Origin of the sequence: Enterobacter cloacae complex sp. P43RS (assembly GCF_014930585.1) — a bacterium.
GTDB lineage: Bacteria > Pseudomonadota > Gammaproteobacteria > Enterobacterales > Enterobacteriaceae > Enterobacter > Enterobacter bugandensis.
The window spans coordinates 138357-157468 of sequence record NZ_JADBRJ010000006.1 but is presented as its reverse complement, the minus strand read 5'-3'; the positions used below and the strand labels follow the sequence as shown (position 1 = coordinate 157468).

At 56.4% G+C, this 19112-nt stretch carries 20 protein-coding genes; 8 read left to right on the top strand and 12 right to left on the bottom strand.

Translation table 11 applies throughout. The annotated features are described in order from the left end of the window. Positions 1–2 precede the first annotated feature (2 nt). Positions 3–1394 (bottom strand): xanthine/proton symporter XanP, encoded by a 1392-nt coding sequence (xanP, locus tag IM294_RS14315; protein WP_014881972.1) that lies wholly within the window; start codon positions 1392–1394, stop codon positions 3–5. A 225-nt stretch (positions 1395–1619) separates the two neighbouring features. Here xanP and gltS point away from each other — a divergent pair, with 225 nt between their 5' ends. Then, entirely contained in the window at positions 1620–2822 is a 1203-nt protein-coding gene (gltS, locus tag IM294_RS14310) for a sodium/glutamate symporter (RefSeq protein ID WP_047366905.1), read from the top strand. Between the two features lie 2 nt (positions 2823–2824). Here gltS and recG read toward each other — a convergent pair whose 3' ends face one another. The 5 genes from recG to gmk are packed head-to-tail and all read right to left on the bottom strand — an operon-like array spanning position 2825 to position 8691. Further along, positions 2825–4906: an ATP-dependent DNA helicase RecG gene (recG, locus tag IM294_RS14305; protein ID WP_126818388.1), complete on the bottom strand. Its 2082-nt coding sequence runs from the start codon at positions 4904–4906 to the stop codon at positions 2825–2827. Positions 4907–4909: 3 nt separating this feature from the next. Further along, on the bottom strand, positions 4910–5599 hold the full coding sequence (trmH, locus tag IM294_RS14300; RefSeq protein WP_028015010.1) for a tRNA (guanosine(18)-2'-O)-methyltransferase TrmH: 690 nt from the start codon (positions 5597–5599) through the stop codon (positions 4910–4912). A 4-nt stretch (positions 5600–5603) separates the two neighbouring features. Beyond that, positions 5604–7718, bottom strand: a complete 2115-nt coding sequence (gene spoT, locus IM294_RS14295) for a bifunctional GTP diphosphokinase/guanosine-3',5'-bis pyrophosphate 3'-pyrophosphohydrolase (RefSeq protein WP_028015011.1) — start codon at positions 7716–7718, stop codon at positions 5604–5606. Positions 7719–7737: 19 nt separating this feature from the next. Then, positions 7738–8013, bottom strand: coding sequence for a DNA-directed RNA polymerase subunit omega (gene rpoZ, locus IM294_RS14290; protein ID WP_000135058.1), 276 nt, complete (start codon positions 8011–8013; stop codon positions 7738–7740). A 54-nt stretch (positions 8014–8067) separates the two neighbouring features. After that, entirely contained in the window at positions 8068–8691 is a 624-nt protein-coding gene (gene gmk, locus IM294_RS14285; protein WP_010426438.1) for a guanylate kinase, read from the bottom strand. A 251-nt stretch (positions 8692–8942) separates the two neighbouring features. Between gmk and ligB the strand changes: the two genes are divergently transcribed. After that, entirely contained in the window at positions 8943–10613 is a 1671-nt protein-coding gene (gene ligB / locus IM294_RS14280) for an NAD-dependent DNA ligase LigB (protein WP_126818389.1), read from the top strand. A 2-nt stretch (positions 10614–10615) separates the two neighbouring features. Here ligB and IM294_RS14275 read toward each other — a convergent pair whose 3' ends face one another. Both IM294_RS14275 and IM294_RS14270 read right to left on the bottom strand, forming a co-directional pair. Continuing rightward, positions 10616–11233 (bottom strand): trimeric intracellular cation channel family protein, encoded by a 618-nt coding sequence (locus tag IM294_RS14275; protein WP_126818390.1) that lies wholly within the window; start codon positions 11231–11233, stop codon positions 10616–10618. Positions 11234–11440: 207 nt separating this feature from the next. Then, a complete protein-coding gene (locus IM294_RS14270; protein ID WP_008502687.1) occupies positions 11441–12304 on the bottom strand; it encodes a YicC/YloC family endoribonuclease in 864 nt (287 codons plus the stop codon). Positions 12305–12429: 125 nt separating this feature from the next. On the opposite strand from IM294_RS14270, the gene rph reads away from it, so the two are divergent. Continuing rightward, entirely contained in the window at positions 12430–13146 is a 717-nt protein-coding gene (rph, locus tag IM294_RS14265) for a ribonuclease PH (protein WP_010426431.1), read from the top strand. 68 nt (positions 13147–13214) lie between these two features. Next, on the top strand, positions 13215–13856 hold the full coding sequence (pyrE, locus tag IM294_RS14260; RefSeq protein ID WP_041911672.1) for an orotate phosphoribosyltransferase: 642 nt from the start codon (positions 13215–13217) through the stop codon (positions 13854–13856). A 41-nt stretch (positions 13857–13897) separates the two neighbouring features. On the opposite strand, the gene slmA is transcribed toward pyrE, so the two are convergent. The 3 genes from slmA to coaBC form a co-directional block, all read right to left on the bottom strand. Then, positions 13898–14494: a nucleoid occlusion factor SlmA gene (gene slmA / locus IM294_RS14255; protein ID WP_028015015.1), complete on the bottom strand. Its 597-nt coding sequence runs from the start codon at positions 14492–14494 to the stop codon at positions 13898–13900. 118 nt (positions 14495–14612) lie between these two features. Beyond that, on the bottom strand, positions 14613–15071 hold the full coding sequence (dut, locus tag IM294_RS14250; protein ID WP_015570042.1) for a dUTP diphosphatase: 459 nt from the start codon (positions 15069–15071) through the stop codon (positions 14613–14615). Next, the gene (coaBC, locus tag IM294_RS14245) at positions 15049–16260 is read right to left on the bottom strand and encodes a bifunctional phosphopantothenoylcysteine decarboxylase/phosphopantothenate--cysteine ligase CoaBC (protein WP_028015016.1); all 1212 of its coding nucleotides are present in this window, start codon (positions 16258–16260) and stop codon (positions 15049–15051) included. Before coaBC ends, dut begins: the two co-directional genes overlap by 23 nt. 174 nt (positions 16261–16434) lie before the next feature. On the opposite strand from coaBC, the gene radC reads away from it, so the two are divergent. The 4 genes from radC (at position 16435) to mutM (ending at position 18627) form a co-directional block, all read left to right on the top strand. Continuing rightward, positions 16435–17100 (top strand): DNA repair protein RadC, encoded by a 666-nt coding sequence (gene radC, locus IM294_RS14240; protein ID WP_028015017.1) that lies wholly within the window; start codon positions 16435–16437, stop codon positions 17098–17100. A 218-nt stretch (positions 17101–17318) separates the two neighbouring features. Beyond that, a complete protein-coding gene (rpmB, locus tag IM294_RS14235) occupies positions 17319–17555 on the top strand; it encodes a 50S ribosomal protein L28 (protein WP_002436699.1) in 237 nt (78 codons plus the stop codon). A gap of 22 nt (positions 17556–17577) precedes the next feature. After that, positions 17578–17745 carry a 50S ribosomal protein L33 gene (gene rpmG / locus IM294_RS14230; RefSeq protein WP_003024094.1) on the top strand — a complete coding sequence of 56 codons (168 nt, stop codon included), beginning with the start codon at positions 17578–17580 and terminating at the stop codon, positions 17743–17745. A 72-nt stretch (positions 17746–17817) separates the two neighbouring features. Then, on the top strand, positions 17818–18627 hold the full coding sequence (gene mutM, locus IM294_RS14225; RefSeq protein ID WP_126818391.1) for a bifunctional DNA-formamidopyrimidine glycosylase/DNA-(apurinic or apyrimidinic site) lyase: 810 nt from the start codon (positions 17818–17820) through the stop codon (positions 18625–18627). A gap of 2 nt (positions 18628–18629) precedes the next feature. Here mutM and coaD read toward each other — a convergent pair whose 3' ends face one another. Continuing rightward, positions 18630–19109: a pantetheine-phosphate adenylyltransferase gene (gene coaD / locus IM294_RS14220; protein ID WP_025758454.1), complete on the bottom strand. Its 480-nt coding sequence runs from the start codon at positions 19107–19109 to the stop codon at positions 18630–18632. Positions 19110–19112 lie beyond the last annotated feature (3 nt).

The window sequence follows — 19112 nt, the reverse complement described above, 5'->3', positions numbered from 1 at the left end:
GATCAGTTCTTCTCAGGCGGGAAAACGAGGTTCAGTACGATAGCGGTGATACCGCCCGCGGCAATGCCGGAAGAGAGCAGGTTTTTAACCCAGTCAGGCGCAAACTGCAGGATCAGCGGCTGCTGGGAGACACCAAGACCAACGGCCAGCGACAGCGCGATAATCATGATCGCGCGACGGTTCAGCGGCTCGCGGGAGACGATACGCACGCCGGAGGCCGCGATAGTCCCAAACATCACCAGCGTTGCGCCGCCCAGCACCGGCTCAGGAATGTGCTGCACAAAGCCGCTCACCGCCGGGAACAGGCCGAGGACGATCAGCATCAGCGCCACCACGAAACCAACGTAGCGGCTGGCCACGCCGGTCAACTGGATCACACCGTTGTTCTGGCCGAAGCAGGAGTTCGGGAAGGTGTTAAATACCGCAGAGACAAACGAGTTCAGGCCGTTCGCCAGTACGCCGCCTTTCAGACGCTTCATGTACAGCGGGCCGGACACCGGCTGCTCGGAGACATCGGAGGTGGCGGTGATATCACCGATGGTCTCCAGAGAAGTAATCATAAAGACCAGCATCAGCGGCAGGAGCAGACCCCAGTCTATGCCCAGGCCGTAATAAAGCGGCGTTGGGACGGTGATCAGCGCGCTGTTGGTCGGCGCGGTGTTCTCCGGCAGCATCCCCAGCGCCCACGCCAGCAGATAGCCCGCCGCCATGGCGATCACCAGCGAGGCCACGCGCAGGTAAGGGTTACGCTGACGGTTAAGCAAAATAATGATCGCCAGCACCACGCCCGCCAGCAGCAGGTTTTTCGGCGCGCCGAAGGTGTGGTCGCTCATTGCCGCGTAGCCGCCACCGATGGAGGTGAGGCCCACCTGAATCAGCGACAGGCCGATAATCATCACCACCACGCCGGAAACCAGCGGGGTGATCACACGGCGAGCCAGGTGCAGCACGCGGGAGATGACCATCTCCGTGCAGCTTGCCAGCATCAGGGTGCCGAACAGCGCCGCCATCATGGTCGGAACATCCGCACCGCCGGTTTTCAGCGCCGTACCGCCCATGATCAGCGGCGCCACGAAGTTAAAGCTGGTGCCCTGAATCGACAGTAGCCCAGACCCCACCGGGCCCCAGGCTTTAATTTGAATAATGGAGGCCACGCCGGAGGCGAACAGAGACATACTGATAATGTGCTGCGTGTCCTGCGCCGGTAAACCGAGTGCCTGGCAAATCAGCAGCGCCGGGGTGATCACCGCAACAAACATCGCCAGAAGATGCTGGCAGGCGGCAAAAAGCGTCTGCGGCAGCGGCGGTCGGTCTTCAAGGCGGTAAATCAGTTCGCTATTTTGCTTCTGCGCAATCGGTTGCGCATCTGGCGATTCTATGGTGTTAACGGACATCGGCGGCAATCCCACGGTGGAAAAGCGGGCATTTTATCTGACCACCTGGTAAAAGCAAACGATTGCCAGCAAAAAAAAGGAAGAAAATCTGCCGCTGTGAGCAGGTTTTTTACAACCTATCGGAAAAAAAAATTACACTTTTTGCGCCGGGGGCTCATGACGAGCGCAAACCGGCCCAGGATAACGCCGCGTGTGTATGGAATACGCGCATAACAGGAGCCTTTTATGATTCATCTCGATACGTTGTCGACCCTTGTTGCCGCAACGCTGGTTCTTCTGCTTGGTCGCAAGCTGGTCCACAGCGTTTCCTTTCTGAAAAAATACACTATTCCTGAACCTGTCGCCGGCGGTCTGCTGGTGGCGCTGGCCTTGCTGATACTGAAAAAAAGCATGGGCTGGGAAATTGATTTTGATATGTCCCTGAAAGACCCGCTGATGCTGGCTTTCTTTGCCACCATCGGCCTGAACGCCAACCTGGCGAGCCTGCGCTCGGGCGGTAAGGTGCTCGGCGTGTTTCTGATTGTGGTGGTGGGGCTGCTGCTGATGCAAAATGCGATTGGCATCGGTATGGCAACGCTGCTGGGGCTGGATCCGCTGATGGGGCTGCTGGCGGGGTCGATTACCCTTTCGGGCGGTCACGGCACCGGCGCGGCGTGGAGCAAGCTGTTCATCGAACGCTACGGTTTTGAAAACGCGACGGAAGTGGCGATGGCCTGCGCGACCTTTGGCCTGGTACTGGGTGGCCTGATTGGCGGCCCGGTAGCGCGTTATCTGGTGAAGCACTCCACCACGCCGAACGGCAGGCCAGACGATGAAATGGTGCCGACCGCGTTCGAAAAGCCGGACGTTGGACGCAGCATCACCTCGCTGGTGATGATTGAAACCATCGCGATGATTGCCATCTGCCTGACCGTGGGCAAAGTGGTTGCGCAATGGCTGGCGGGTACCGCGTTTGAACTGCCGACGTTTGTCTGCGTGCTGTTTATCGGGGTGATCCTGAGCAACGGTCTGGCGCTGATGGGCTTCTACCGCGTGTTTGAACGGGCGGTATCGGTGCTCGGCAACGTCTGCCTGTCGCTGTTCCTGGCGATGGCGCTGATGAGCCTGAAGCTGTGGGAGCTGGCCTCGCTGGCGCTGCCGATGGTGGCGATTCTGGCGGTGCAGGCGCTGTTTATGGCGCTTTATGCCATGTTCGTGACCTGGCGCATGATGGGGAAAAACTATGATGCGGCGGTGCTGGCGGCCGGTCACTGCGGGTTTGGTCTGGGGGCTACCCCAACGGCTATCGCCAACATGCAGGCGATCACCGAACGGTTCGGGCCATCGCATATGGCGTTTCTGGTGGTCCCGATGGTCGGCGCATTCTTCATTGATATCGTCAACGCGCTGGTGATCAAGCTGTACCTGATGCTGCCGATATTTGCCTGAGATCAGGCGTTGGAATACCGTTCGGTTTCCGGCATCCAGCGCTCAATTAACGCTGCCGCCTGTTCGGGGTAGCGTTCATGAATATGGCGCGCAAGGCGCTGAACTTCGGGGATCATGGCCTGATCGCGCAGTAAATCCGCCACTTTGAATTCAGCATTTCCCGTCTGGCGCGTGCCCAGTAGTTCGCCCGGGCCGCGTATCTCCAGGTCTTTTTGCGCAATCACAAAGCCGTCGTTGCTGTCGCGCAGCACCTGCAGTCGCATCTGGGCGGTTTTTGAAAGCGGTGCTTTGTAAAGCAGCACGCAGTGAGACGCTACCGCGCCGCGGCCAACGCGCCCGCGCAGCTGGTGGAGCTGGGCAAGCCCCAGACGTTCCGGGTTTTCGATGATCATCAAACTGGAGTTGGGTACGTCAACGCCCACTTCGATGACCGTCGTCGCGACCAGCAAATGCAGTTCCCCCTGTTTGAAGGATTGCATCACCGCCTGCTTCTCGGCAGGCTTCATGCGGCCGTGAACCAGGCCAACGTTCAGCTCGGGCAGTGCCAGCTTGAGCTCTTCCCACGTCGCTTCGGCGGCCTGGGCTTCCAGCAGTTCAGACTCTTCAATCAGGGTACAGACCCAGTAGGCCTGACGCCCTTCATGGGTGCAGGCATTGCGCACCCGGTCAATGATGTCGCTGCGGCGCGTATCCGGTATGGCGACCGTCGTCACCGGCGTTCGGCCCGGCGGCAGTTCGTCGATGGTAGAGGTATCCAGATCGGCGTAGGCGGTCATCGCCAGGGTACGCGGGATCGGCGTGGCGGTCATGATCAGCTGATGCGGGTGGAAGCCCTGCTGCAGCCCTTTTTCCCACAGCGCCAGACGCTGATGCACGCCGAAGCGGTGCTGCTCGTCGATAATCACCAGCGCGAGGCCGTTAAACTGCACCTGCTCCTGAAAGATAGCGTGTGTGCCGACAATCATCTGCACCTGGCCGCTGGCGATGGCTTCCTGCTGCGCAAGACGCGCTTTGCCTTTTTGCTTTCCGGCGAGCCAGCCCACCTCAATCCCGAGCGGTGCGAACCAGGCGCGGAAATTATTGGCGTGCTGCTCGGCCAGCAGCTCTGTCGGTGCCATCAGGGCGACCTGTTTGCCGTGGGCGATGGCGCGTAACGCGGCCAGGGCGGCAACCAGCGTTTTACCTGAACCTACGTCGCCCTGCACCAGGCGCATCATCGGCACGTCGAGCGCCATATCGCGCTCAATCTCGGCGGTGACGCGCGCCTGCGCGCCAGTGGGCTTAAAGGGCAGCGAGGCCAGCAGCTTATCTTTGAGCACATCATTCGGGCTTAACGGCTGAGCGTGGAAACGCTGCGCGCCGGCACGCAGCGCCAGCATGCTCAGGTTATGCGCCAGTAATTCCTCAAGGATAAGACGCCGTTGGGCGGGGTGTTTACCGCTTTCTAAATCGCTGAGCTGCAGCGTTGGCGGCGGGCGGTGCAGGGTGCGCAGCGCCTCGGGCAGGCTCATCATCCCCTGAGCCAGTTCTGGCGGCAGCAGTTCGGTAATGGCGCAGGTATCCAGCAGTTCCAGGGCCTGATCGGTGAGCTTACGCAGCGTCGCCTGCTTAACGCCTTCGGTCGTCGGGTAAACCGGGGTGAGCGTCTCCTGCAGTTCCGGCGTGCTGAGATCGCCCTGTACGCGGTACTCCGGGTGGATCATCTCTGCGCCGTATTTCCCGCGTTTAGCTTCGCCATAGGCCAGCACCCTACGGCCGATCGCCAGGCTGTTCTTCATCGCCGCGCTGAAGTTGAAGAAACGCATGGTGAGGATGCCGGTGCCGTCGCTGATCTGACAGGTCATCATCCGGCGTCCGCCGAAAGTGATATTGCAGTTCAGGACTTCGCCTTCAACGGTGGCGTAAATGGCGGGAAGCAGATCGCCAATCTTGTAGAGCTGAGTGCGGTCTTCGTAACGCAGGGGGAGGTGAAGCAGGAGATCCTGCACGGTGTGCAGGCCAATTTTTGCCAGCTTATTGCTTTGCGCCGCGCCCACGCCCGTCAGGCTGTTGAGCGGGATAGCATCCAGCAGGCGGCCTTTCATCGGTTACCCGGCGTACTGCATAGTGGCCCACCACTCGGCATCGGCTTCAATTTCGCCCTGCGCGTTGACGTGGGGGTAAGGCAATTTTTTCTGCTTCGCAACGCGTGCCAGCACCGGATAGCCACCTTCAAACAGCAGGCGCTGCTGTTCTTCTTCCGGCAGCATGCTGTTGCTGCGCTCGTACATCCCGGCGTTCTGACGCTGGCGCTGCGCTTCATACAGAATGAGCGCGGACGCCACGGAGACGTTAAGGGACTGGACCATGCCGATCATCGGAATGATGATGTCCCGATCCGCCAGATCCAGCGCTTCCTGGGAGATCCCGGTTTTCTCCTGACCCATCAAAATGCAGGTCGGGCGGGTATAGTCGATTTCGCGGAAATCCACGGCCTTATCGGACAGGTTTGTCGCCAGGATCTGCATCCCGCGTCCTTTCAGATGCGATACGGCATCGCCAATCGTCTGGTGAGATTTGACGGATACCCAGCTGTTACTGCCTGCCGCAGCAGAGACCATGGTTCGCATCCGGTGACCCGGCCAGACGGCGTGCACTTCATGCACGCCGACGGCATCTGCGGTACGGACGATGGCAGAGACGTTATGAGGTTTATGCACCTGCTCCATGCAGACCGTCAGGTCAGGCTGGCGTCTGGCAAGCATTTCGCAGATACGGGCATAACGTTGTGAATTCATAAACCTAGTTTCGGTTTCGGGTGACTTTAATCACGTCCGGCATGACGCGGATCTTGCGCATAATGTTCGCCAGATGCACGCGGTCGCGAGCGGTCAGACGAATAAAGGCGCTATAGACGCGGCCGTCTTTTTCTTCCGTATTCAGGCTCTGAATGTTGGACGAGGCCGTGTTGATGGCTGCCGTCAGGTTCGCCAGGGCACCCTGGTGGTTAAACATATCTACCTTAATTTCGGTGATAAATTCCTGCGCCGTCTCTTTATCCCACTCGACCGCCATAAACTTCTCGGCTTCTTTCTGGTAGCCGCGAATGTTACGACAGGATTCATGGTGGATAACCAGCCCTTTGCCCGGACTGACGTGCGCAATAATCGGGTCGCCAGGGATTGGACGGCAACATTTTGCGAAGGTGATCAGCACCCCGTCCGCGCCTTTGATCGGCAGATGAGCATGGCCGGATGCGCCTGGAGCAGATGGCGTCGCTTCGCCCTGCTGCAGGTTTTTCGCCACCACGACGCTCATCGCGTTACCCAGACCAATTTCCGCCAGCAGATCGTCCAGAGACGTGAGCTTCATACGGTCGAGTTCACGCTGAATATGCTCCGGTGGGATCTCAGCCAGCTTGCGGCTGCCGCCCAACGCGTGGTTGAGCAGGCGACGCCCCAGGCTGACGGAGTCATCGCGCTTGAGGTTTTTCAACAGCTGACGAATTTTGGCGCGCGCTTTGGAACTCACGACAAAGTTCAGCCAGGCCGCGTTCGGACGTGCACCCGGCGCGGTAATAATTTCGACCGTCTGTCCGCTGGAGAGCGGCTGAGACAGCGGGTAAGGCTGTCTGTCGACGCGCGCGCCCACGCAGGCGTGCCCGATATCGGTATGCACGGCGTAGGCGAAGTCGACCGGTGTTGCGCCCGCAGGCAGTTCGACAATGCGGCCTTCTGGGGTGAAAACGTAAATCTCGTCCGGGAAGAGATCGGATTTAACGCTCTCGATAAATTCGAACGAGCTACCCGCACTCTGCTGAAGCTCCAGCAGGCTCTGCATCCAGCGCTGGGCGCGGATTTGCGCGGTGGTGCTGCTTTCGCCACCGTGCTCTTTGTAAGCCCAGTGTGCGGCTACACCCATCTCTGCCATCTGGTCCATGTCTTCGGTGCGGATCTGCACTTCAACAGGCACGCCGTGCGGACCGATCATCGAGGTATGCAAAGATTGATAGCCGTTCGCTTTCGGAATGGCGATGTAATCTTTCATGCGCCCCGGGCGCGGTTTATAGAGGCTGTGCATCTGCCCCAGCACGCGGTAGCAGGTGTCAGAGTCGTGGACGATTACGCGGAACGCGTAGATATCCATGATCGAGTGAAAACGCTGCTCTTTGAGCACCATTTTGCAGTAGATGGAGTAAAGATGTTTTTCGCGACCGCTGACGCGGCACGGGATTCCCGCTTCCTGCAAACGCCCTTCAATTTCAGAGAGGATCTTTTGAATCATCTCTTTACGGTTACCGCGTGCGGCTTTCACCACCTCTTTAATCACGCGATAGCGGTTCGGGTACAACGCTTCAAAGCCCAGCTCTTCCAGCTCGGTTTTGATGTGGTGGATACCTAAACGGTGCGCCAGCGGACTGTAAATTTCAAGGGTTTCACGGGCAATGCGGCGGCGTTTGTCCGGGCGAAGTGAGCCCAGCGTGCGCATGTTGTGGGTACGGTCAGCGAGTTTGATGAGAATGACGCGGATATCCTGCACCATCGCCATAATCATCTTGCGGAAGTTTTCGGCTTGCGCCTCTTTCTTGTCGCGGAATTTCAGCTTATCAAGCTTAGAGACCCCTTCCACCAGCTCGGCAACGCTTTTGCCAAACAGCTGTTCCATATCCTGGTAGGTGGCAGGGGTATCTTCGATCACGTCGTGCAGCAGGGCAGCCATCAGCGTTTCGTAGTCGAGTTTCATCTCGGCCAGAATACAGGCTACCGCAACCGGGTGCGTGATGTAGGGTTCACCGCTTGAACGTGTCTGGCCCTCGTGAGCGTCACGTGCAACGAGATACGCCTGCTGAAGACGCTTAATCTGGTCTTCAGGCAGGTAGGTTTGAATCAGTTGATTCAGGCTTTCAAACAGATACAAGGGCGACCCGCAGGTTTAATTAACGACGACCTTCAGCAATGGCGGTTACGGCCTGCAGTTCTGCGGCTTCCTGCTCTTGCTGCTCCTGGCGCTCACGCACGTCGAGGATCTGATTGTTGATCAGACCTTCTTCGATTTCGCGAAGTGCAATAACGGTGGTTTTATCGTTTTCTTCCGGTACCAGCGGATCTTTACCGCCCACCTGCATCTGACGAGCGCGACGCGCGGCGACCAGCACCAGGTCAAAACGGTTACCAATTTTCTCTACAGCGTCCTGAACAGTTACGCGTGCCATACTTAAAATGCTCCACAGGTGAAGAAATGACTGGGCATGATACTGAAAGTGGGTTCAGTCTGCCAACAGTTTGGTGATTAATGCGTCATGTCGCTGCTTCTGGCGGCTCATACGCAGTCGTTCTGCGCGAAGAATGGTTTTGAGATCGCTCAGCGCGGCATCAAAATCATCATTCACAATAAGGTAATCATATTCCGCGTAATGGCTCATTTCTGCAACTGCCTGTTCCATACGCTTTGCGATGACTTCTTCACTGTCCTGACCGCGGCCACGCAGGCGGCGATCCAGCTCATCCTTCGACGGCGGTAAAATAAAGATACTGCGCGAGTCAGGCATTTTCTTGCGAATTTGCTGTGCGCCCTGCCAGTCGATGTCGAGGAACACATTCACGCCCGTCGCCAGAACCTGCTCAATGGTTTCACGCGAGGTGCCGTAGTAGTTACCGAACACTTCTGCGTGTTCAAGAAACGCATCTCTGCCGATCATCGCTCTGAACTCGTCGTGATCCACAAAGAAATAGTGTTCACCGTGCACTTCACCCGGACGCGGCGCTCGCGTGGTGTGAGAAACAGAAACCTGTGTGTCGTACAACGGTTGGGTTTTTAACAGTGCCTGAATAAGGCTGGATTTACCCGCGCCGCTAGGGGCAGAAACAATATAAAGCGTGCCTTGAGCCATGAGAGTCTTTTGTATGTGTTAACGAAGAAGTCCTACATACGGGCTTATTATACACGTCGCCGCTGTGTGACGTAGCCTTTGTCACACTTTTTCCCCTGGATTATTGAATTTTGCGTACCGTTTTCAGGTTTTACCTGCGGTTTGCAGCAATAAAAATTAACGCTGGATAGCGCCTCGCAACGTGAAAGGTTGCTATTAGCGTCGTTTCTCACGTCAGGTTATACCTCCTGCATTGCAAAGGAGGGATAGCGATGTGGCGATGGATAAGCGGGTTAATGCTGTTGTGGTGTGGTTATGGGGCGGCGGTGTGCCCGGTGTGGTCACAGGCAAAAGCCGAAAAAGAGATTGCATCATTAAGTGCACAAATCAAACGCTGGGATGAGGCTTACTGGAAGCTGGGGGTGAGCGAGGTCAGTGACGAAGTGTATGACCAGCTCAACGGCCGTTTAACCCAGTGGCAGCGCTGTTTCGGCAACGATTTTGCTGATAGCGCCCTTCCTGCGCTGGAGGGAAACGTAAAACATCCTGTTGCCCATACGGGGGTACGTAAAGCAGCCAGCAAAGAAGCGCTGGGTCACTGGATGCACGGCCGGAAAAATCTCTGGATGCAGCCAAAAGTCGATGGCGTGGCGGTGACGCTGGTGTATCGCAACGGAAAGCTAGCGCGGGCCATCAGCCGTGGTAATGGGCTAAAAGGCGAGGACTGGACGGCCCGCGTGCGTTTGATCCCGTCCGTGCCCAAGGAGGTATCCGGCGCGCTTGCAAACAGCGTCTTACAGGGGGAGCTTTTCTGGCTACGCGAAAACCACGTCCAGCGGCAGATGGGCGGAATGAATGCTCGCGCAAAAGTGGCGGGCGCGATGATGCGACAAAAGGACAACGCGCTTCTGAGCCAGACAGGAATATTTATCTGGGCCTGGCCGGATGGACCGAAGGGAATGGAAAACAGGCTTTCTGAGCTGTCCAGCGCAGGCTTTTCCCTGACGGCGCGCTATACGTTGCCCGTACAAGCGGTTGATGCTGTTGAAAAACAGCGTTTGGCCTGGCAAAACACGGCATTGCCCTTTGCCACGGATGGCATAGTGGTTCGATCTGCGGAGTCACCTACAGGGGAAAGTTGGCTGCCCGGCGAAGGCAACTGGATTATCGCGTGGAAATATTCGCCTGCGGCACAGGTCGCAGAGGTCAGGAATATTCTTTTTTCCGTGGGGCGCACGGGCAAAATTTCTGTCGTGGCGGCACTTGAGTCTGTGCAGTTGGACGATAAACGGGTGCAGCGAGTGAGTCTCGGTTCGGTTGGGCGCTGGCAGAGGCTGGATATTGCCCCGGGCGATCAGATCCAGGTCAGCCTGGCAGGGCAGGGTATCCCCCGGTTTGATAAGGTGGTCTGGCGAGGGGCGGACAGACAAAAACCTGAGCCTCCGGCCTCGCGTTATCACTCCCTGAGTTGCTTTTATGCCTCGCCGGAGTGTATGGAACAGTTCTTTGCCCGGCTGACGTGGCTCAGTTCAAAGCAGGTATTCAACATTGAAGGATTAGGTGAGTCAGGCTGGCGCACACTCTGGCAGGCGCATCATTTTGAACATCTCTTTTCGTGGCTGCTATTAACGCAGGAGCAGCTGCAGTCGACGCCGGGATTCTCTGCCGCACGCGGGCTGGCGCTCTGGCATCGCTTTAATCAGGTGCATGAGCAGCCTTTTATCCGCTGGATTATGGCGCTGGGTGTTCCGCTGCCACAGGCCTCGCTGAAGGCGTTGGAAGATGTGTCGTGGCAGAAGATGAGCGAACGCAGTGAAAAGGCCTGGCAGGCCTTGCCGGGTACGGGAGCGGAGAAGGCGCGGCAAATCGTTGCCTGGCTGCACGCGCCAGAGATCGATGTGTTGATCAGATGGCTTGCTCAGCAGCACATCAATGGGTTCTGAGATCAGTGGGCGCTGTGCTTATAGTGAAACACGGGCAATCCGAGCTTCAGACGCAGCGCCAGCATGCGGGCCGTAAAGCCAAACAGCAGCGTGGAGATGACCACCACGTCGTGGTTTGAAACGTAATACTGCAGGGCAATGTAGAGCACCGCTGCGGCGAAGGAGATGCCGGCATAAAGCTCTTTTTGGAAGACCAGAGGAATGCGTTTGCAGAACATATCGCGCAGCACGCCGCCGAAAACGCCCGTGACCACGGCGGCAATGGTAGCGATAACCGGACCTTCCCCCATATCGAGCGCGATTTGCGCGCCGATGATAGAAAAGACGATCAGCCCCAGTGCATCAAGCACCAGGAACAGGCGGCGCAGATGGGGCATAACGGGTGCCACGATGGTGGTTAATACGGCAGCCGTTGCGACGATAATCACATACTCAGGATGTTTCACCCAGCCGAGCGGGTAATGGCCAAGCAGGATATCGCGCACGGAACCGCCGCCCAGCGCGGTTGCAGTGGCAATAATGATCACACCGAAGGTGTCCATCCGGCGACGCCCGGCGGCGAGAGCGCCAGTCATGGCTTCGGCGGTGATACCAATAAGATAAAGAATGTGAAGCAGCATATACCCTCCGGTGTGAACGCGGAAAGGTTAGCGATTTGTGCGCAAGATCACGATTGAGATTTTCTAAGGCGATTGGGTTTCACCTATAAAATTTAATCAATACATGTTGAATATCTTTGATTCTCGGCTGCTGAATTTGAAAAAAAGGCGGGAATTCGGATTAGAAATAATAATGGATGGCGTCAGCCGACGCCATCCAAAAAGCGATTACTCAATATTCTGGATCTGCTCGCGCATCTGCTCAATCAGAACCTTGAGTTCAATCGCTGAGTTGGTCACTTCAGCGTTGATAGACTTAGACGCCAAAGTGTTCGACTCGCGGTTGAACTCCTGCATCATAAAGTCCAGGCGGCGGCCTACAGCTTCCTTCTTCTTCAGGATGTTATAGGTCTCTTTCACGTGCGCTTCCAGACGATCCAGCTCTTCGGCAACATCGATACGCTGCGCCATCAGCACCAGCTCTTGTTCCAGACGGGTGTTTTCCAGCTGAACTTCCGCTTCTTCCAGCTTGGCGACCAGACGCTCGCGTTGCCATTGCAGCACTTCCGGCATGTGGGTGCGGACTTTGGCTACTTCAGCGCTGACGCCTTCAAGGCGCTGCTCAATCATCGCTTTCAGTGCCTGGCCTTCGGTTTCGCGGGCAACGATAAAGTCATCCAGCGTGCCGTCGAGGGCTGCCAGAATTTCTGCGGCAATCGCGTCCAGATCCTGCTCGCCGGCGGCCATGACGCCAGGCCAGCGCAGAATATCAACGGGGTTGATTTCGCCTTCATCGCTCTGCATTTTGACCCAGTTCGCCGCATTCACGAGCTGTTTCGCCAGTTTTTCGTTGAGGATCAGCTCGCCCTGTGCGCTGGCATCGGGCTCAAAGCGCAGGTTGCATTCCACTTTCCCGCGGGTCAGACGCGTACGGATACGCTCGCGCACCACAGGTTCAAGGCTGCGGAACTGTTCCGGCATACGGAAATATGTTTCCAGATAGCGCTGGTTTACCGAACGCATTTCCCAGGTAGCGCTACCCCAGCTACCCTTGATTTCACGCCGGGCGTAGGCGGTCATACTGCGGATCATAGACATTCCCGTTTTTAAAGGAGAGATGGGGGGATTATAGCTTTCGGGGGCTTCTCAGGATAGGAATAAGCGTCCTTTATCCGTATAATGCGCAGCCACATTCGTTTCAAGCCGGAGAATCCATCATGCGTCCATCAGGTCGTAGCGCCAATCAGGTGCGTCCCGTCACCCTGACCCGTAACTATACAAAACACGCTGAAGGCTCCGTGCTGGTTGAGTTTGGTGACACCAAAGTGCTTTGCACCGCGTCCATCGAAGAAGGCGTTCCGCGCTTTCTGAAAGGTCAGGGCCAGGGCTGGATCACCGCCGAGTACGGCATGCTGCCACGCGCGACCCATACCCGTAACGCCCGTGAAGCGGCAAAGGGTAAGCAGGGTGGACGTACCATGGAAATCCAGCGCCTGATCGCACGTGCGCTGCGCGCCGCCGTTGATCTGAAAATCCTCGGTGAATTCACTATTACCCTGGACTGCGACGTGATTCAGGCAGATGGCGGCACGCGTACCGCGTCCATTACCGGTGCCTGTGTGGCGCTGGCCGATGCCCTGAACAAGCTGGTTGCAGCCGGTAAGCTGAAAACCAACCCTATGAAAGGGATGGTCGCGGCGGTTTCCGTGGGGATCGTTAACGGTGAAGCGCTTTGCGATCTGGAATATGTTGAAGATTCTGCCGCCGAGACCGACATGAACGTGGTGATGACCGAAGATGGTCGCATCATTGAGGTGCAGGGGACGGCGGAAGGTGAGCCGTTCACCCATGAAGAACTTCTCTCCCTGCTGGCGTTGGCCCGAGGGGGAATCGAATCCATTGTAACGACGCAAAAAGCGGCGTTAGAAAATTGATTTTAAAGGCGACCAATGAGTCGCCTTTTTTTTGCCTGTAAGACAGAAAAAACCAAAGGAGCGAATCCATGAAATCGTATCAGCGCCAGTTTATTGAGTTTGCGATTAATAAACAGGTACTTAAGTTTGGCGAATTTACGCTGAAGTCCGGGCGTAAGAGCCCGTATTTCTTCAACGCCGGGCTGTTTAATACCGGGCGCGATCTGGCACTGTTAGGCCGCTTCTATGCCGAAGCGCTGGTGGATTCCGGGATTGATTTCGACCTGCTGTTTGGCCCTGCGTACAAGGGCATTCCGATTGCAACCACCACGGCGGTGGCGCTGGCGGAGCACCATGACCGTGATGTGCCGTACTGCTTTAACCGCAAAGAGGCCAAAACCCACGGTGAAGGCGGTAATCTTGTGGGCAGCGCGCTGCAGGGCCGCGTGATGCTGGTCGACGACGTGATTACCGCAGGCACCGCGATCCGTGAATCTATGGAGATTATCCAGGCCAACGGTGCGACGCTGGCTGGCGTGCTGATTTCTCTTGATCGTCAGGAGCGTGGTCGCGGCGATATCTCTGCTATCCAGGAAGTAGAGCGTGATTACAGCTGCAAAGTGACCTCTATCATCACCCTGAAAGACCTGATTGCGTATCTGGAAGAGAAGCCAGAGATGGCGGATCACCTGGCGGCGGTGCGGGCGTATCGCGAAGAGTTTGGCGTGTAATTAAAATGCCCGGCGGCGCTACGCTTACCGGGCCTGCGGTGCTACTGCAGCTGCGCTGCCACTAACGGCCAGCGGGCGTCAAAATCGTCCGTTGGTCGGTATTTGAATTCGCTGCGCACAAAGCGGGAGAGCATGCCTTCACAAAACGCCAGAATCTGGCTTGCCAGCAATGTCTCATCCGTATTGTATCCTTCGCCTTCACGCATTTTCTTCTCGCGCAGCACCTGGCGCAGCTGCGCTTCAATACGCTCAAAAAGCTGATTGATGCGGCCCTGCAGCCTGTCCTGCTCAAACATTAGCGCGTGGCCGGTCAGGATACGGGTTAAACCCGGATTGCGCTCCCCAAAGCCCAGAATTAACAGCACAATCAGACGAAGACGCGCGGTGGTATCTTTTTCATCTTTCAGAATCAGGTTAATGCGCGTGATCAGACTGTCTTCAATAAACTCGATCAGGCTGTCGAACATTTTTGTTTTGCTGGGGAAATGACGATACAGCGCCGCCTCAGACACGCCCACAGAGGCGGCCAGTTTGGCGGTGGTGATGCGTTGACTGCCATCGCTGGATTCAAGCATCAGAGCCAGAGATTGAAGTATTTCTTCGCGACGATTCCTTTTCGCGGTTTGTTTTTCTGCCATGTTATAAAATACCCCTGAAAATAAGCACTTGCCAGGCTGGCATCCACACAGCGACCGCAAACTGACGTTTGCGGTTTGTTATTGCGTTATGGCGCTGCGAGATACGTGTGTCGGGCGGTTATTTGCGCCCGGAATGGCCGAAGCCGCCTTCGCCACGGTCGGTGGCATCAAAATCTGCCACCAGGTTAAATTCTGCCTGTACCACCGGTACAAAAACCATCTGCGCGATACGCTCGCCCGGTTCAATGGTGAAGCTGTCCTGACCACGGTTCCAGACGGACACCATCAGCTGACCCTGGTAGTCGGAGTCGATCAGGCCGACCAGGTTACCCAGCACTACGCCGTGCTTATGGCCCAGACCCGAGCGCGGCAGGATCACTGCCGCCAGAGACGGGTCTGCAATGTGGATCGCCAGGCCAGTCGGGATCAGGGTAGTGGCACCGGGAGCCAGTTCTACGGCGTCATCGAGACAGGCGCGCAGGTCAAGTCCGGCAGAGCCGGAGGTGGCATAGGTTGGCAGCGGGAATTGCTCGCCAACACGCGGGTCCAGAATCTTAACGTCGATTTTTTTCATCATAACGGGTAACGATCTCGTCCAGTAATTGTTGGCCCAGGAGTTCCTTGCGCTCAAGCGGTAAGATTTTATCTCCATCCTGCCAGAAAAGGTGCAGTGCGTTGCTGTCGCTATTAAATCCTTGCGTGGCCAGCGATACGTCGTTCGCGCAAATTAAATCGAGGTTTTTGCGGGTACGTTTTTGCCGGGCATATTCTTCCACATTATTCGTTTCTGCGGCAAATCCAACAACGTAAGGACGATGGCTTTTTAATGCGGCGACACCGGCAACAATGTCCGGGTTTTTCACCATTTTCAGTGTTAATTCATCGCCTTGCTTTTTGATTTTAGACTCGGCGATGGTCTCGGCGCGATAGTCTGCCACGGCCGCACAGCCGATAAAAATCTGCTGGCGTTGCGCATGAGCCTGCACGGCGGCTTCCATCTCCAGCGCGGTGGTAACATTAATACGCTGTACAAAAGGTGGCGTAGGTAACGAGACCGGGCCGCTGACCAGCGTGACGTTAGCACCGCGTTTTGCCGCTGCGGCAGCAATTGCAAAGCCCATTTTGCCGGAGCTGTGGTTGGTGATGTAACGCACCGGGTCCAGCGGCTCGCGCGTCGGGCCCGCGGTAATCATGATGTTGAGATGTTGCAGGTCGTTGACAGGTGAAAAATGGGCGGCGGCCATATCCACAATCGTCAACGGGTCGAGCATACGCCCCGGGCCAACGTCGCCGCAGGCCTGGCTGCCGCTGTCCGGGCCCCAGACAAGCAGGCCGCGCGAAGCCAGCGTCTCCAGATTATGCTGGGTGGCGGCATTGCGGTACATCTGCTGGTTCATGGCGGGCACAACGGCGACGGGCGCAGGCGTCGCGAGGCAAATGGTCGAAACCAGATCGTTCGCCATACCGGCCGCCACGCGGGCAATTAAATCTGCCGTGGCAGGGGCAAGAATCACCAGATCGGCCCATTTCCCAAGCTCAATATGCCCCATCGCGGCTTCGGCGGCCGGATCGAGCAGGCTGTCAGATACCGGGTATCCTGAAACCGCCTGCAGGCTCAGAGGGGTGATAAAGGCTTTACCGCCTTCGGTTATCGCGACCCGCACGTCCGCCCCGCGCTCGCGCAGACGACGCACCAGCTCCGGCGCTTTATAGGCAGCAATGCCGCCGCTCACGCCAAGAACGATTTTTTTACCGGCCAGGCTCATCATGATTCTTTCCTGTTGGGTTTCACCAGAGAGCGGGCATTTTACCACAATCCCAAATAGGGGGGTGATGAAGTCCTTTATGCACTTTGCGAGGCGCTACGCAAGAACGAAACCTCAGCGTCGAGCCCCGGATTTGCCTGTGGCAGCATAATGGCAAACAGAAGGAGGCCGGGCATGGAAGAGACTGAACTGCTGCTACCGCGCGAAAAAATGCTGCGTCATGGCGTCGCGTTATTAAAAGACGAGGAGCTGCTGGCGCTCTTTTTACGTACAGGTACGAAGGGAAAAACGGTATTTACGCTGGCGAAAAATCTGATAGACCATTTTGGTTCACTACATGGTTTGCTGACAGCCGAACTGGAGGCGTTTACGCACGTAGAAGGCATTGGCGTCGCGAAGTATGCCCAGTTACGGGGTATTGCTGAACTTGCCCGGCGATTTTATAACGTACAGATGGAGGAGCAAGATCCGATCCTTACCCCTGACATGACCCGCGAATTTTTGCAAAGCCAGCTATCCGGTCTGGAGCGGGAGATCTTTATGGTGATCTTTCTCGACAACAGGAACCGGGTACTGAAGCACAGCCGCCTGTTTTCGGGTACACTGAGCCACGTTGAGGTACATCCGCGTGAAATTGTGCGTGAAGCGATAAAAGTGAATGCAGCGGGGGTGATCCTCGCGCATAATCACCCCTCTGGCTGTGCAGAACCGAGCAGAGCTGACAAAGAAATCACCGAACGCATTATCAAATGCTGTCAATTCATGGACATTCGTGTTCTGGACCATCTGATAATTGGCCGCGGAGAGTACATTTCTTTTGCAGAACATGGCTGGATTTAGGCTATTTCTCGCGATCCATCGGGATCTTTGTCTGTTCGGGACTTGAGCACACCGCCGAGTCAGCGTATACTACGCCACCTTTGAGAATCTCGGGTTTGGCATTTGGGCCTGGCAATCGAGAGTTCACTTAGAACTACGCGATGACCGGGCTGTAAAGCCTGACGAGGCGCCGATACCCCATACGAAGCTCGAGCTAATTTGATTTTTGGAGAATAGACATGTCCCGAGTCTGCCAAGTTACTGGCAAGCGTCCGGTGACCGGTAACAACCGTTCCCACGCACTGAACGCGACTAAACGCCGTTTCCTGCCGAACCTGCACTCTCACCGTTTCTGGGTTGAGAGCGAGAAGCGTTTTGTCACCCTGCGTGTATCTGCTAAAGGTATGCGTGTAATCGATAAGAAAGGCATCGATACAGTTCTGTCTGAACTGCGTGCCCGTGGCGAAAAGTACTAAGTACTTAAAGAGGAAATAAATCATGGCTAAAGGTATTCGCGAGAAAATCAAGCTGGTTTCTTCTGCTGGTACAGGTCACTTCTACACCACCACGAAGAACAAACGTACTAAGCCGGAAAAACTGGAACTGAAAAAATTCGATCCAGTTGTACGCCAGCACGTACTGTACAAAGAAGCTAAAATCAAATAATTTTAGCCTCCTTGTATTGAAAAACCCCGCAACTGCGGGGTTTTTTGCATTCTGCATCTCAACGGAGGAACCATGCCTGAATTACCTGAGGTAGAGACCAGCCGTCGCGGCATTGAGCCCCATCTGGTCGGCGCGACTATTCTTCATGCCGTCGTTCGCAATGGACGACTGCGCTGGCCGGTGTCCGATGAGATCCACGCGTTAAGCGACAAACCCGTCCTTAGCGTGCAGCGCCGCGCGAAATACCTGCTGCTGGAGCTGCCTGACGGCTGGATCATTATCCATCTTGGGATGTCCGGGAGCCTGCGCATCTTGACCGAAGAATTGCCTGCGAAAAAACACGATCACGTTGACCTGGTAATGAGCAACGGCAAAGTGCTCCGCTACACCGATCCGCGGCGCTTTGGCGCGTGGCTGTGGACGAAGGAGCTGGAAGGACACAACGTGCTGGCGCATCTGGGCCCTGAGCCGCTTTCAGACGCGTTTAATGCGGACTACCTGAAAGAGAAGTGCGCGAAGAAAAAGACCCCGATCAAGCCCTGGCTGATGGATAATAAGCTGGTGGTCGGCGTGGGGAATATTTACGCCAGTGAATCGCTGTTCGCGGCCGGGATCCATCCCGATCGGCTGGCCTCGTCGCTGTCCGCGCAGGAGTGTGAGCTGCTGGTTCGGGTCATTAAAGCAGTGCTGCTGCGCTCGATTGAGCAAGGCGGGACCACCCTGAAGGATTTTCTGCAAAGCGACGGTAAACCAGGCTATTTTGCCCAGGAGCTGCAGGTGTATGGCCGTAAGGGCGAGCCATGCAGGGCATGCGGGACGCCGATTATTGCCACGAAGCACGCCCAGCGCGCCACGTTCTACTGCCGCCAGTGCCAGAAATAGAACTACTTTAACTTTTCCATCAGCGCCTGGTGGACGTTATCCGGCAGGAAATGGGTAACGTCCCCGTGATGGCGCGCCACCTCTTTCACCAGCGTGGACGAGATAAACGACCACTCTTTTGACGGCATCAGGAATACGCTTTCCAGCTCTGGCATCAGGTGGCGGTTCATGTGCGCCAGCTGCATCTCATACTCGAAGTCTGCCACCGCGCGTAGGCCACGAATCAGAATATTGGCCTGCTGGGCGCGGGCAAAGTTCGCCATCAGATCGCTGAACCCGACAACTTCAACATTCGGCAGGTGCGAAATGGCGTCGGTGGCAAGTTGCACGCGCTCGTTAAGATCAAACATCGGCTTTTTGCTGGGGCTGGCGGCAATCGCCAGGATCACCTTGTCGAACATGCACGCTGCACGGGTAATGATGTCAAGATGACCGTTAGTGATCGGATCGAAGGTACCCGGATAAATCGCTTTTGTGCTCATGGC

Excerpts from the sequence above, each read along its gene's own strand:
- gltS (WP_047366905.1), top strand. The coding sequence starts at position 1,620 with ATGATTCATCTCGATACGTTGTCGACCCTTGTTGCCGCAACGCTGGTT.
- gmk (WP_010426438.1), bottom strand. The coding sequence starts at position 8,691 with ATGGCTCAAGGCACGCTTTATATTGTTTCTGCCCCTAGCGGCGCGGGT.
- mutM (WP_126818391.1), top strand. The coding sequence starts at position 17,818 with ATGCCTGAATTACCTGAGGTAGAGACCAGCCGTCGCGGCATTGAGCCC.
- coaD (WP_025758454.1), bottom strand. The coding sequence starts at position 19,109 with ATGAGCACAAAAGCGATTTATCCGGGTACCTTCGATCCGATCACTAAC.
- ligB (WP_126818389.1), top strand. The coding sequence starts at position 8,943 with ATGTGGCGATGGATAAGCGGGTTAATGCTGTTGTGGTGTGGTTATGGG.
- IM294_RS14270 (WP_008502687.1), bottom strand. The coding sequence starts at position 12,304 with ATGATCCGCAGTATGACCGCCTACGCCCGGCGTGAAATCAAGGGTAGC.
- radC (WP_028015017.1), top strand. The coding sequence starts at position 16,435 with ATGGAAGAGACTGAACTGCTGCTACCGCGCGAAAAAATGCTGCGTCAT.
- pyrE (WP_041911672.1), top strand. The coding sequence starts at position 13,215 with ATGAAATCGTATCAGCGCCAGTTTATTGAGTTTGCGATTAATAAACAG.
- recG (WP_126818388.1), bottom strand. The coding sequence starts at position 4,906 with ATGAAAGGCCGCCTGCTGGATGCTATCCCGCTCAACAGCCTGACGGGC.
- rph (WP_010426431.1), top strand. The coding sequence starts at position 12,430 with ATGCGTCCATCAGGTCGTAGCGCCAATCAGGTGCGTCCCGTCACCCTG.
- xanP (WP_014881972.1), bottom strand. The coding sequence starts at position 1,394 with ATGTCCGTTAACACCATAGAATCGCCAGATGCGCAACCGATTGCGCAG.
- trmH (WP_028015010.1), bottom strand. The coding sequence starts at position 5,599 with ATGAATTCACAACGTTATGCCCGTATCTGCGAAATGCTTGCCAGACGC.
- rpoZ (WP_000135058.1), bottom strand. The coding sequence starts at position 8,013 with ATGGCACGCGTAACTGTTCAGGACGCTGTAGAGAAAATTGGTAACCGT.
- slmA (WP_028015015.1), bottom strand. The coding sequence starts at position 14,494 with ATGGCAGAAAAACAAACCGCGAAAAGGAATCGTCGCGAAGAAATACTT.
- coaBC (WP_028015016.1), bottom strand. The coding sequence starts at position 16,260 with ATGAGCCTGGCCGGTAAAAAAATCGTTCTTGGCGTGAGCGGCGGCATT.
- IM294_RS14275 (WP_126818390.1), bottom strand. The coding sequence starts at position 11,233 with ATGCTGCTTCACATTCTTTATCTTATTGGTATCACCGCCGAAGCCATG.
- rpmB (WP_002436699.1), top strand. The coding sequence starts at position 17,319 with ATGTCCCGAGTCTGCCAAGTTACTGGCAAGCGTCCGGTGACCGGTAAC.
- dut (WP_015570042.1), bottom strand. The coding sequence starts at position 15,071 with ATGATGAAAAAAATCGACGTTAAGATTCTGGACCCGCGTGTTGGCGAG.
- rpmG (WP_003024094.1), top strand. The coding sequence starts at position 17,578 with ATGGCTAAAGGTATTCGCGAGAAAATCAAGCTGGTTTCTTCTGCTGGT.